General features: G+C 39.5%; 12 protein-coding genes. 2 read left to right on the top strand and 10 right to left on the bottom strand.

Annotation, left to right across the window (positions count from 1 at the left end):
- Nucleotides 1-28 precede the first annotated feature (28 nt).
- The 3 genes from NO991_RS03735 to NO991_RS03725 all read right to left on the bottom strand — a co-directional run bounded on the left by NO991_RS03735 (nt 29) and on the right by NO991_RS03725 (nt 2,072).
- On the bottom strand, nt 29-829 hold the full coding sequence (locus tag NO991_RS03735) for a class III extradiol ring-cleavage dioxygenase (RefSeq protein ID WP_300361823.1): 801 nt from the start codon (nt 827-829) through the stop codon (nt 29-31).
- Between the two features lie 112 nt (nt 830-941).
- On the bottom strand, nt 942-1,574 hold the full coding sequence (gene tmpT / locus NO991_RS03730; protein ID WP_054553346.1) for a thiopurine S-methyltransferase: 633 nt from the start codon (nt 1,572-1,574) through the stop codon (nt 942-944).
- A 9-nt stretch (nt 1,575-1,583) separates the two neighbouring features.
- A complete protein-coding gene (locus NO991_RS03725) occupies nt 1,584-2,072 on the bottom strand; it encodes a DUF2938 family protein (RefSeq protein ID WP_187489705.1) in 489 nt (162 codons plus the stop codon).
- Between the two features lie 100 nt (nt 2,073-2,172).
- Here NO991_RS03725 and NO991_RS03720 point away from each other — a divergent pair, with 100 nt between their 5' ends.
- A complete protein-coding gene (locus NO991_RS03720; protein WP_300361825.1) occupies nt 2,173-3,054 on the top strand; it encodes a LysR family transcriptional regulator in 882 nt (293 codons plus the stop codon).
- Here NO991_RS03720 and NO991_RS03715 read toward each other — a convergent pair.
- Nucleotides 3,049-3,624 (bottom strand): DJ-1/PfpI family protein, encoded by a 576-nt coding sequence (locus NO991_RS03715; RefSeq protein ID WP_199528871.1) that lies wholly within the window; start codon nt 3,622-3,624, stop codon nt 3,049-3,051. The two genes, NO991_RS03720 and NO991_RS03715, sit on opposite strands and share 6 nt — an antisense overlap.
- 126 nt (nt 3,625-3,750) lie before the next feature.
- Here NO991_RS03715 and NO991_RS03710 point away from each other — a divergent pair, with 126 nt between their 5' ends.
- On the top strand, nt 3,751-4,455 hold the full coding sequence (locus NO991_RS03710; RefSeq protein WP_194441139.1) for a hypothetical protein: 705 nt from the start codon (nt 3,751-3,753) through the stop codon (nt 4,453-4,455).
- Nucleotides 4,456-4,484: 29 nt separating this feature from the next.
- Here NO991_RS03710 and NO991_RS03705 read toward each other — a convergent pair whose 3' ends face one another.
- The 6 genes from NO991_RS03705 to NO991_RS03680 form a co-directional block, all read right to left on the bottom strand.
- A complete protein-coding gene (locus NO991_RS03705; protein WP_300361829.1) occupies nt 4,485-4,784 on the bottom strand; it encodes a hypothetical protein in 300 nt (99 codons plus the stop codon).
- A gap of 83 nt (nt 4,785-4,867) precedes the next feature.
- Entirely contained in the window at nt 4,868-5,461 is a 594-nt protein-coding gene (locus NO991_RS03700; RefSeq protein WP_300361831.1) for a hypothetical protein, read from the bottom strand.
- A 1-nt stretch (nt 5,462) separates the two neighbouring features.
- The gene (rmuC, locus tag NO991_RS03695) at nt 5,463-6,929 is read right to left on the bottom strand and encodes a DNA recombination protein RmuC (RefSeq protein WP_138599771.1); all 1,467 of its coding nucleotides are present in this window, start codon (nt 6,927-6,929) and stop codon (nt 5,463-5,465) included.
- Between the two features lie 229 nt (nt 6,930-7,158).
- Nucleotides 7,159-10,302: an SNF2-related protein gene (locus tag NO991_RS03690; protein WP_371351690.1), complete on the bottom strand. Its 3,144-nt coding sequence runs from the start codon at nt 10,300-10,302 to the stop codon at nt 7,159-7,161.
- Between the two features lie 415 nt (nt 10,303-10,717).
- Nucleotides 10,718-11,680, bottom strand: a complete 963-nt coding sequence (locus NO991_RS03685; protein ID WP_300545677.1) for a transcriptional regulator — start codon at nt 11,678-11,680, stop codon at nt 10,718-10,720.
- Between the two features lie 14 nt (nt 11,681-11,694).
- The gene (locus tag NO991_RS03680; protein ID WP_199528876.1) at nt 11,695-12,933 is read right to left on the bottom strand and encodes an AAA family ATPase; all 1,239 of its coding nucleotides are present in this window, start codon (nt 12,931-12,933) and stop codon (nt 11,695-11,697) included.
- Nucleotides 12,934-13,558 lie beyond the last annotated feature (625 nt).

The following is a 13,558-nucleotide window of genomic DNA, read 5'->3' as shown; positions in this document are numbered from 1 at the left end:
CGTGTTATCTAGGGGGTTGAACTTAAACTTAATCGTCCCACAAGAACATACTGGCTTGCTTATTAGCAATACGTAGTTCGTAGATATCACTACAAGGGCGTATCGCCGCACCATAGCAAACATGTAACGGCAATAAGTGCTCTTCACGAGGATGGCTAAAACGCGCCGCAGGGGCCATTTGCCATTCTAATAGCTTAGCTTGTCGCTGCTGCTCACTCAGCTCAGTATTGCCACAGACATCGACTAACCATTGCTCAAAAGCCATATTTTGCGCTTTAATTTCAGCAGTTTCAGGGGTGAAAAATGCGCGCATATTATGAAAAGTAAAGCCAGAACCGATGATTAATAAATTATCGTAATCAAGCTGTTGTAAAGCCTCACCTATCGCTAGATGTAAGCTTGGCTCAAGGCTTGGATGTAACGACAATTGCACACAAGGGATATCTGCCTCTGGATACATAATCTTCAAAGGCACATACATACCGTGATCAAAGCCACGAGATGGGTTTAAAGTGCTATCGATATTAGCCTTTGCCAATGCTTGATGTACTTTTTCGGCAAGGGCTGGTTCGCCAGGGCTTGGGTACTCAATACTGTAAGCAGGCTCAGGAAAACCATAGTAATCATAAATTAGCTCAGGAGCAGCGCTCGAAGTAATGCTAATAGGGTTCGCTTCCCAGTGCGCACTCACCATCAAAATAGCTGACGGCTTTTGAATTTTTGCAGCAATAGACTGTAAGCAAGTAACCATATCGGCATGACTTGGATCGCCAAGCAATGGCATAGGACCGCCGCCATGTGAAACAAATAAAACGCGTGGCTTTTGCATAAATGTACTCCTTAAATGCAGTAATCACTATAGTGCACGCACAGAGATACAATAACCAGCCACAAAAATGCACAACTAGGGTGTGAATTTACACACCACTAGTTTGTAAGTACTAACTTAAATGCCAAGCTACGTTCATGGCGGGGACTTGCCCTTTTAAGCCACCTTCGAGAGGTTCTTTGCACAGTAATGTTAGTTGATAAAAAGCATCGTAGTGCTGATGTAGCTCATCGGCGACCACACTAAACGGCGGACCCGAAAACTCACTTTGCTGATACTCAAAGACCACCACTAACTGTTTAGCTCTATTGGTCAACTCTAGTAAATGCTGGGTATAGCGAATGCGCATGGGCTTTGGCAGCGCAACTAAGGCAGCACGGTCATAAACCGCGTTGATAGTGCCAAGTTCATTCGCGGTAAGTGCAAAAATATCACCTACCCAAACGGTTAGATTTGCGCCTTGATAACGTAATAGTTCGCCGTGTTGGCTAATTTCGGGTTCTAGCTTTAACTCATCAAATAACTGCTTAATGGCTATCTCACTAAGTTCTGCCCCAACAACACGCATACCTTGCGCGAGCAAATAATGAATGTCGTGAGTTTTTCCGCACAGTGGCACAAAAACAGTATCGCCTTGCTGTAAATTTAAGTTAGTAAAAAACTGATCTAGATAACGGTTAACGTCTCCTTCATGAAAACCAATTTCGTTATTTTCCCAACGTTGATGCCAATGCTTTGCGTCCATTACTTACTCCTAAATAAATTGAATGAATTGAGCTGATAAATATATTCCGACACCAAAAAGTAGGTGAGTTACAGCACTTTTTAAGCGGGCTTGAAGTGGGTTTGCTGTTTTCGTAGCCATTATCCCCATCCCTAAAGCGGGCTGCATAACAAAAAATGGCATAGATACACTAGCTAATCCAAATATACATGCAGCAATTAAGGTGGGCTGTTCAAGCCAAGCAAGACCGACCAGTAATATAAATAGAAACGAAAATAAAACACCAATAAAGTAGTGTAAACACCAGCCAAACACGCACTCAAAATGCTTAGCAGGGCTGCTTGTTATATTCTGGTGCATAAACTTTCCAGCTAATAACCCCAAGCCCCAACGGCCAACTAAACAAAGGTTTAATGACGGTATCTTAAACACTTTAGCCAGCAGAAAAGCATAAAGATCAATGAACAAAGTCGCCGCTATGCCTACAAAAGTTATCACATAAATATCATTAACACTCATAATTAGATGCTCTTAAATGATTTAATAAAAGACATGATATCTAATTGCAAAAATGCTAAAAATAGCAAGATAAACAAACTATGATTGCATAAATGAGAACATGATTGACGATATTGCCCTATTCATACAGATTGTTAAACAAGGCGGCCTAAGTAATGCGGCTGAGAGCTTGTCGTTGCCTACCGCAACAGTATCGAGGCGCTTGCAACGGCTTGAGCAACGCCTAGGCGAGCAGCTTTTAAATCGCTCAGCAAGGCAATGCACGTTAACACAAGCAGGAGAGGTATATTTTCAAAGTTATGTTGAATTAATTGAGCAGTTTGAACAAACTCACCGCCAGCTCAATGATCAAAAAGCACAATTATCAGGAAAGCTTAAAGTTTTAGCACCTCTGAATATTAGTCATGGTTTCTTAAAGCCGATGTGGCTCGCATTTACTAAACAGTACCCTGATATTCAACTTGAGCTACTGCTTAATAACCAACTTGAAGATCTCAGTAAAAGCCAAGCTGATATAGCAATAAGAGTCGGGCCGCAGGCTGATTCTATGCTCCATCAGAAAAAGTTAGGCAGTGTTGATACCTTATTTGTAAGCACTAAAGTATACCTTAATTCGGCATCTGCCATAGAAGAGCCTGCTGATTTAAAACAACATAGATTAATTGGTACCACGTTGCGAAATAAGTGGCAGCTAACCAATACACAAACGAATGCAACTTATACTCACATGTGCCGATTTGCTAGTACTTTTAACGATACTGGATTTGTAAAATACTTAGTTTGTGATGAGCAAGGTATCGCCTTGTTACCTCGGTTTGAGGTTATAGATGAATTAAAATCTCAGCAGCTAGTTCAAGTACTGCCACACTGGCGAGGGGAAAACCGCGACATTTATGCTATCTGGCCAAGCGCACGTTTACTGAGTAAAAAGGCTGTATGTTTAAAACAGTTTATAACCGACTACATGGCTGAGAAATTATAACGTCTGCCATTTATATTCCATCTGTTTAGCAGTTAGTAGGGCGTGTTCGTAACTAATAAACTCAGCGACTAATGCTAGGCTCATATCAATGCCTGCAGAAATCCCCCCAGAGCTGATAAACTTACCGTCGGTGACCCAACGAGTTTCTGCAATCACGTTGAGATCAGAAAACATAGCAGCCAGCTCAGGTTGATCTTGCCAATGAGTCGTGACATTTTTACCGCTTAAAAGCCCAGTTTTAGCAAGCAAAAACGCCCCCGTACAAACACTCGCAACACGCTTGGTGTTAGTGACTGTGTGTTTTAACCAAGTAATAACCTCTACTTTTTCCAGCTCTCGTGTATGGTCACCCCCAACCACAACAAGCAGATCAAGCAAAGGGCAGTCAGCAAAGCTGTAATGGGGGTTTACACTATAACCGCCGCGGGCAAGAACAGGACTATCATTTTCAGCAATTAAACTCACTTGCCAGTCATTATTCGCTAGGCGCTTAGCCGTACTAAACACCTCAAACGGACCTGAGAAATCGAGCACTTCGGCATCATCATAGATGTAAATTCCAATATTCATACAATTATTCCTATTTTGTGGATTTATTTCTCAAGTAAAAAAACGTACTATGCCATTTTTGCAGTTCGTTAATGACATATTATTAAATTGCGCACTGTATACAAACAAAACTTCAAGGCATTGTTAATGCGTTTTTTATTATTATTGAGCGTGCTGCTGGTTGGTTGTAAAACAACACAGCAAAGCGTTGCTGAAATTAGTGAAGTATCGCCGGGCACTATTTATTTTCACGGCAAAACATCAAAGCAAAATGTTGAAAAGTTTGAACAATTATTAGTAAATAGCGATCAACAAATCAACACCTTAATAATTAATAGCCAAGGTGGTGATGTGATGGCAGGTCTCCATTTCGGAGGCTTAGTTCATGAATATCAACTCAATGTTGTAGTGCGTGAGCTTTGTGCATCCTCCTGCGCCAATTATGTCGTTACTGCAAGTCCACATGTCCTCGTTGAAGCACAAGCCGTTATTGGCTGGCATGGCGGCTCATTACAGCCATTATACGTGCCCATGGAGCAGCCGCCCGAGGTAGCTAGTTATATAGCTAAATGGCAAACTGCAGAGCGACAATTTTTCGATATCATCAATGTTGAACAAGCGGTTACTATCATAGGGATGATGCCAGGTATTACCGAGAAACGTGATGCGGCTATTTATAGTTATGATACCCAAACCCTGAAACGTTTAGGGTTACATATCGAGTTTGCAGGTGCGCAAACGGGGATGTCAGCAAGTGGTGAAAAAATCGCGCAGGTATTCGAGCTTGAAGAGTCTGTACTTAACCACTTTTTGATGCTCAACGATATTGTTTCAGCAGAACTTATTAACTAATAAAAAGCCAACATGACGTTGGCTTTTTATTAGTTTTGTTGGCTAAGCCAAGAGTGGATTTGTTTAGCACTTCTTGGTGACACTATTTCAGCACGACGTTTTAACTCTTTATGCCACGCCAGATCATTTAAAGCCGCATCACTTAATGGTGCATTTCTATCTGTGTTTTTTAGCACATAATAGGCATCTGCAACATCCGCAAGGCTAATACTATTGCTTGTAGCAAAGCGTTTAGACATTGACGCTAACGGCTTATTCAACGAACTATTAGCCGATAAAGGGATCAAGCTGTCCGCAGGGTATGATGATGCAAGACCATCGTTTTTCATCGCAGGCCAAACAGTGTATGTGGAGCCCGGTTTTTGCTGCTCAAGTAATGCAATAACAGAACTAAAAAGCGAAGCTTGATTGCTTATACTATCGGCTTTTTAAACGTGTGAAATGCACCAAAGAGTAAGATTGCACGGCGCTGCTTAGCGACAACATGCTGATTTATAGCCTCTAAATAGCCAGTTTCACGGCTACGCTCTAGCTTTTGCCAATCCTCTTTAGAGAGGGTTTGCCAGTTCATTGCAGGCTCAGCAAGGACGAGACGAACTTTATGTTCACGGGTGCTATTAAGCTGTTTTAACTTTAAAACTAATTGCTCATAAACATCATATTGCCATGCCATAAAATACAAGGTGTCGCGCCAAATGTGCCTTACGTCATCAATGCTTATATTCTGTTTGCTCAACAAATATTGATCAGCTAAATCTTGATACCGCGCATTGCCAAATTCAACGACAAGATCATCAAGCTGCTGCCAGTTACTAGGCTCATCTAAGTATTTTATAAGCCTAGTAACAACATGCTCGCTGCCATGAACATCACCAATCGCAACGAGTTTATTAGCGTGTAACGCTTTATTAAGTTGGCTGTCGTAATCATAATTTTCAGCTTTGACAATACTTGCAAAACATACAGATGCCAAAACAACAAACGCGATGCGCTTTAAAACCTGCATATTAATCTAACTCTAATTGGGCTTTTTCAACAGTTTCCGCGGGTAACTCTTTTTGAACAGAAACCCCCAACTCTTTGAACTCAGAGGCCTGCTTAATCAAGTTTCCTTTACCGCGGTACAGCTGAGAAAACGCTTTATCATAGCTTTCTTTGGCGCGGTCTAACTGCTTACCAACCCCTTCCATACTGGTTAGGAAACCATTGAGCTTGTTGTAAAAACGCTCAGCACGGGCGGCAAGCTCTTTTGAGTATTTAGTTTGCTCTTCAAAACGCCACAGTTGTTTTACGATATTCAAGCTAGTCAATAAGGTCGTTGGAGTTGCAACTAAGATATTTTTTTCGATTGCTTGCTGATAAATATCACTCTGGTACTTAAGCGCTTCAACAAATGCAGATTCTATGGGTACAAACATGATCACCACTTCTGGTGAGTTAATACCGGGTAGTCTGTCGTAGGCTTTGCTTGCTAACTCGTTTATACGTGATTGCACCGCCATAACATGCTCTTTTAGCGCTTGCTGCGCCTCAAGCTCTGTATCGGCATTTACATAGCGTGTATACGCGTTTAAAGAGGTTTTAGCATCGATAACTAAATGACGTTGCTGAGGCAAATACACCACAACATCTGGTCGTAAACGGCCATCTTCGGTGTTAAACGATACTTCTCGCTGATAATCTACTCCAGCACGCAGCCCAGCGCTGTCGAGTACATTTTCAAGCATTAACTCACCCCAATTACCTTGGGTTTTCTTTTGCCCTTGTAATGCGGTGCTCAGCCTATCGGCTTGTTCAGTGATAGCTTGGCTTTTAGCCTGTAAATGCAATAACTCAGTTTTTAGCGCTGCACGCTGCTTTAGATCTTCGACGTGGATCAATTCCATCTTATCGCGAAAGCCTTTTAGCTCACCCTGAACAGGTTTTAATAGTTGCTCAATACTTTCTTGATTTAAGGTTTTAAAACGTTGCGATTTTTCTTCAAGGATTTGATTAGCGAGATTTTCAAATTCTTTTTTGAGTTGCTCTTTGCTTTCTTTGATATGGCTAAGCTGCTCTTTAAAATGCAGTTCTTTTTGCTCAACTGTGCTTCGTAAGGTACTTAAATCAACATCGCGCTGATTAAGTGCAGCTTTTGTATCAGCAAGCTCAGCTTCGACCTTGCGCCAAAACTGACTATATTGTTGTGCTTGTTTTTCTTGTTCTACAAAGCGGGTTTTAAAGTGTTGAGACTCATCACGTTGTTCTGCGTAATCTTGCTGTAACTGCGAAAGTGTAAGCTGGCTTTGTTCAAGTTGCAGCTGCTTTTGTTCTAAATGATTTTGCAGGATTTGCTGGCTATTTTGAAGTTCGGTTAACTGATTTTTTAAGCGACTATTTTGTAGGGCAAAAATAACACCACTTGCAACAGCACCTACAGCAGCACCAAGCACACCACTTTGCCAATTAATCTGTGCAATTAGCTCTGTAATCATAATGAAAACTCAATAACTTAAAGACACATCATCATAACGAATTAGCGCTCAGCAGAGTAGGGGGTTTAGGCATAAAAAAAGCCAGCTCAAGGTGAGCTGGCTCTAACATTACTAAAATTTAGTAACCAAATGGGAAATCAACATAATGCTTATGTAAACTGCAATTTAACAACAAGCATAATAATAGACGCCCCAAAATTTGATTAGTTCAAAAAAACTTTAAAAAAATTTAATTTTTTATCAGTGCAAGCATTTGCTCTTCATCAAACTGAGTAAAACTCATTGATTTCTCGGTAAATAATGCATCAACAAGGGCTTGTTTATGCTGCTGCATTTTAAATACTTTTTGTTCGATTGAGTTAGCCATAATCAATTTATAAACAAACACAGGGTTAGTTTGGCCAATACGATAGGCACGATCTGTCGCCTGTTTTTCAACGGCAGGGTTCCACCAAGGATCAAAATGAATCACTGTATCGGCTTGAGTTAGGTTTAATCCGGTGCCGCCGGCTTTAAGGCTGATTAAGAATACGGATGTATCACCTTGAGTAAACTCTTCAATTACACGGTCGCGATGTCGCGTTTGCCCTGTAAGCATACTAAAGCGGATGCCAAGTTCATTTAATCGCTCAGCTATCACATCAAGTGCCATGGTGAATTGACTAAATATAATCACCTTACGTCCTTCGCTAAGCATAATAGGCAAATGCTTTGATAACCACTCAAGCTTAGCACTGCCAGCCTGTGAACTAGGATCGATCAATTTTGGATGACAGCAGATTTGTCTTAGCTTTAATAATGCATCTAAAAAGGCAAGCTTACTTTTTTGCACACCTTGCTGCGCAAATAGGTCAACTAATTTCTGTTCTAAAGATTCAGTGATACCGGTGTAAATTTCTTTTTGTTTGCTCTCAAATTCAAACTCTTTAACTAGCTCAGTCTTCTCTGGGAGCTCTTGCGTTACCTGAGCTTTAGTACGACGCAAGATAAATGGCATGATCAACGATTTAAGTTCATCTGCACGGACAACATCGTTATCACGCTCTATAGGCGTTTGAAAATAACTCTTAAAATGTGTTTGCGAACCAAGCAAAGAGGGCATTGCAAAGTCGAGCAAAGATTTAAGCTCAAATAAGTTATTTTCGATAGGCGTGCCACTTAAGCAAAGCTTAAAGTCAGCATTAAGGCGCTTAACTAACCGCGAAACCTGCGCGGCATCGTTTTTGATATATTGCGCTTCATCAAGAATGATGTTTTCAAAATACAGCGGCGAATAAAAGGCAATGTCACGTTTCAACAGTGGGTACGTGGTTAAGATACAATCTGCTTGCGACAACTGTTGTAATTGGTCGCTGCGCGCAGCACCAAAGACAGTCGTAATTTTTAAGTTGCTGGCAAATTTATTAATTTCACTTTGCCAGTTACCGACCAAGCTGGTTGGGCAAACAATTAACGTGGGGCCTGCTTGTGGTGATTGCTTGGCATTAGCTAAAAAGGCAATAACTTGTAAGGTTTTACCTAGCCCCATGTCATCAGCCAAAATACCACCAAGTTGATGACGTTTTAAAAAGTTAAGCCAATCAACACCGTGCTGTTGGTACTCACGTAATTGCACACCTTGGTTTAAGCCTTGAATATCGGACTTTTTAATAAGTTGTTGTGAGCTATTTAGTTCAGATAGATAAGCATCTAGAGCATCGTCTACAATATTAACCTTAATTGCTTTTTGTTCGATAAGCTTAGGCAAAAACGACAAAGGCATTAAGATTTCGTCACGGGTTTTAATATGCTCAAAACGTTCACGATAATCATTAAGCTGCATCATCGCGGCCTTTTCAACCACAGCAAAGCGTTTTCCTACAGTAAAGTAATAAAAGCGTTCACTTTGTCTGTTAAGAGATTGATAAGTGTTGTTATCAGTGACAAACAACTGTTGAGTTTTAACACCAGAGATCACGATTTTACTAACTATCTGATGACCTTTACCTCGCTCAACTTGCAGTGAAAGTTGTTTTAGAACTTTGCCTACGTCTAACTCATCATTAATTTTCCAACCGCGTTTTAGTAAGTTTGGAATTATTTCAAACTTTAACCAGTGCTCATGAATAACTGATTGTTTATTAAAGATAAAATCAGTTTGTAAAGCCCCTTTACATAATTCAAAGCCAAGGTTAGTTAATTCATTTACAACGGTGTTTTCTAATGACTGGTTTAATATATCAGCTGGCGCCTGGCTTAAATCATACAAAGAGTTTTGATAATTAAACTGCAATCCTAAGCGGATTGTGCCCTCGTCATTATTAATACTGATGACAGGGAATACAGTTCGAGCTAGGCTTTTTTTGCTTTCCTTAAATGCATGAGGGATCACACCTTCACCAAAATTATCATTGAGTTGTTGATAAACGCGGTCAAAGTTCTCTGTGTGAATAGCTGGCATATTGGCAAGTAAAGCAATCTCATCTGCCGTTAACGGAGTACGGATACGACCTACCTTTAGTTTTTCAGGGTCAAGATAAGTAGGGGGGGTAGTTTTTAGCAATAACCAATTATCTTGGCCAGCAAGCGTCATGCTCAATGATGTTAAGTCTTTGTTTTGTTTCCAATCAAACTCTAGTGCTTGCATGCTATCAGCTTTAATTGCTTGGCGAGAGCGACCTAAAAACAAACGCTGAGTAGCAATTAATTGCTGCAGTGCTGCAAAACCCCATTGGCCTTTTAGCTCTGATTTACCAAGGGCATTTTGAGAACGGATCCAGCTATATAAACGAAAATCCGATTCTAATAAATCAGTGGGAGTTACAAAACTATTTAACTGCTGCTCGGTTAGGTTACGACCAAGCGTATAGTTATGCTCAGGATCGTAATTAGCAATTTTAGGGGTAAGGGTTACTACAGACTTCTCTACATCAAGGACGAATAATAAAACCTGTTTGGCATTGTCACTAGCAACTTGCTTAAGCGTTTTTAGCTCACTAAACCAATCATTAATGATGTAATCTTCGCCATAGTCACCTGAATGTTCAATTTTCAGCTTTAGGAGCACAGCCGCAATATGACGGCATTTGGTTTTAGAGCCACAAGTACAATGCGAATCGACCGAAAAGCCACTTGGTAATTTACTGATCTCAATATGCTGAGTGAAGGTATTTCCTTCGTTACCAAACATAGATGCATCAATAACACTAAAATCACTGTTATGTTCTAACCAATTGATTTGGCCGTTCTGGTGATACTCTTTTGCTTTACTTAACACATGTGGCTTAAACAGCTGTTTAATGAAGCGCTCAGACAGAGGAAACTGAGTTTCTTGCTCTTGTTTGATTTCTTCAAAGATAGCTAATAAGTCATTTTTGGATAAGTTAGCAGACATAACGCTTTTGGCAGTAAAAACAAAAAATAATTCTGCCAGTATATGATCTATCGGCCCAGAGCTAAAGCACTATTGGGCAATATTGGACTGGTTGGAGCTGATTAGTTAGTAAAAAAGTGCTTTAAAATAAAATCAAAGTTGAAAAGTGACATACTGAGCATTTAACAAACAACAATCGCACAAGATATAAACAGGTTAATAACAAGGAAGGGGCTTTACAGATCGATTTTTTACTAAGTAAACAAATTTACAGGGTAACAGAACTGTAAAGGGGCGATTAGTTGGTAAAAAACTGATCTGAGAGTGTAATAACGACCAAATTAGCCAACCAAAGATCACTATTTTACTAACGAAAGGGGAGGGGAGATCACGCTTTTACTAACTGTAAAAGCGTGAGAGATCATTATTTTACTAACTAATTAAAGCTATTTAACAATTTAGTTAGTTGCTCTAAACGTTTGTCTGTCATCACTTTATTATCGATTTTGACAGATAAATCACCGCTTTTAATATTACGCTGTACGCTAACAAACTCACTGTCGATAAGTGCTTCACGACGGCTAGGCGCTGCAGGCTCAGCAGTTAATAGCTTGGTAATTGCAAGAGCACGTTTATCATCGCTGCTGATTTGCGCTATTTCGCTATCACTACTTACGTCATTTACAAGCTTGGTAAACAGCTGCTCATCACGCTCTTTGGCACTGATAAGCTTTTTAGCTACTTCACGGCCAACATGATTCGCAGTAGGGTAAAGACTTAAAACCTCAGAAGGTAGATTCTCAAACGCTTTAATAGCATCAGCAATAGCAGTATGTGATACACCTTCAATTGCCGCAATCTCACGATAAGAGCCTTTTTTACCTTCAGCAATAAGCTCATCACGGGTTTGTTGATACGCTTGACCAAGCTCCCATAGGCTCGGGGCAATGTATTGATCAGATGATACAGCAAGAATTTTAGCATCTTGATCTGTGAAATCTTCAGAGCTTAAAACTAAGTAATCAGAGTTACTTAAGATACATGCTTTACGACGACGAGAGCCTGCTAATACAAGCATTTCGTCACCTTTATCCCAACATAGGGCAGGGTGCTGATTACGACCGTCTTCGGCAATTGCAGGTAGGATATCGGCAACTGACTTTTCATTTAATAATGATTGCACACGGCGGTTTTTACCATAAACTTTTGTTTTAGCTTCAATTTCTGAACTTGCGATAACCTTACAAACCAATGTAATTTGACGAGTAGGATCACTTGGAGCAGGCATACTGATAACATCACCAGCAGAAGCCTGTTCTAGCAAAGCATCTAAACTACTGCTTTCGATAGACGTTGAAAAAGGGTCTAAGCTGGTATCGTTTTTACGTTTTTTAGCCATTTTTATTAATTACCTTACTTAGCTGAATTTAGCGTTGATTGAGTTGACTGCCAATTAGAACGGATCAACATTTCTAGTTCATCAACCACATCTTTGATATTTTCTTGCGCACGAAGTAGTGACTCACGACTAGCTAAGCTGTCTGACGTTTTTTGATCAAAAATAGTATTAAAAGAAGATGAGCTGGCGGTAATTGCTGAACTATGATTGATTGGGTAACTCATTACTTGACGACCAAATGCACTACGAACATCTTTAACGATGTCGCGCTGTGAATGGTTCCCTTTAACATAGTTAGTCACTAAGAATTGCATGAAATCCCAACCTTGGTGGCCAAGCGCAGCAACTGTATGGTAAATCTCGCCTAATCGTTTTAAGTATTTATTGTTTGCATCAAAGTCTACAGCTTCAGGATGAACTGGAATAAGCATCGAGGTAGAAGCCATTAATGCATTATAAAACATAAAGTTAAGAGAAGGCGCTGTATCAATTAGAATAATATCGAATTGATCTTTTACCGGTTCAATTACTTTTTCGAGCAATTTATGATAGTGGCGTGTTTTATCGTAACTAGAGCTATCTTTTAATAAAGTTGCTGTTTCATGCTCGAAATAAAAGTCATCCATACCTGAAGGCAATATACGGATATTAGGTATATGAGTAGCTAAGAAAGAGTTAGTTACTAACTCATCCCAGGTTTCGTTTTCATCGAGTTCAATACAGTCACGCATTAAGTCACCCACAGTGATTGGATCTGGTTCACTAGGCGGGAAAAAGCTTGATGAAGAACCTTGTGGATCAAGGTCAATAATACCAATTCTGTATCGTTTAATGTTGGTAGTAGCAAGTGCAGCGGCTATGTTCACCATGCTGGTCGTTTTACCACAACCACCTTTTAATGAGTTAATAACGATAACTTGTAATTTATCATCAACGGTACGGTGATCTGGCTTTATATCCATGATATCAGCCATAGCAAAAATATTTACCAAGGTATATGCGTAGTGACCATTAGCACCACGTTTGATATTTAGTTCATCAAAGTCACCATTATCATGACGTCGTTTCAAGGTGCGATTATTACAGCCTAATAAGTCAGCGGCTGCTTTTTGCGTGTAAGTACGAAGTTCTTTTTCTTCAGACTTTAAATGGGCACGATAATGTTGAATACGTCCTTCTAGCGATTTTTCAGCAACTTCTGCTGTCGCTTTTAGTAACCTGTAAGTGGCTAGCGCATTATTATTGATAGACATACTTTCTTCCTCAAAGTTATGCTTTAAGTATAATGTCCATTCAAATTGCTGTAAACAAGTATTTAAGACGACATACCTTTTATTTATAAGACATTTAATAAAAATTTGTAACTTTACTGATGCTAAGTATAAATAAGTAAGTTTAATATCGGTTAAGTATATAGGTATATAAGGTTAAGATGCTAAAATAGTGAAATATATCACTGATTTTATTGAATATTTACTAAAAAGCCAGATCGTGTTTTTACTTGGTAAAGATCAGATCTATAATGACTCGCAGATCAGCATATTACTAAGCAAAAAATGAGCTTTCGACTTATGCACAGCTTAGTCACTGCTTTACACACAAAAATGCTTGTGTAGATCAAACTTTTACTAACTAAATTATAAAGTTATACACTGAGAGGATAACTAAAATGCGCAATAAGTTGGTATGGATCTGATCTATAGTTGGTACAGATCAGATCTATGCTAACTAAACAGCTGTTTATCCACATGCTGTTTTAAAAAAGCAATTTTTGTCGTGTTAATTTGCTTTAAAAAGGTGATTAACAGGACATAAATTGAACTGAGTTAGTAAAATTGCGACCTATCAACTATAACTTAGTAAAAATCTGATCTGAAA

Origin of the sequence: Pseudoalteromonas sp. DY56-GL22 (genome assembly GCF_041414715.1) — a bacterium.
GTDB classification, from domain to species: Bacteria; Pseudomonadota; Gammaproteobacteria; order Enterobacterales; family Alteromonadaceae; genus Pseudoalteromonas; species Pseudoalteromonas simplex.
The sequence above is the reverse complement of the archived record's forward strand: the minus strand, read 5'-3'. Positions and strand labels throughout refer to the sequence as shown.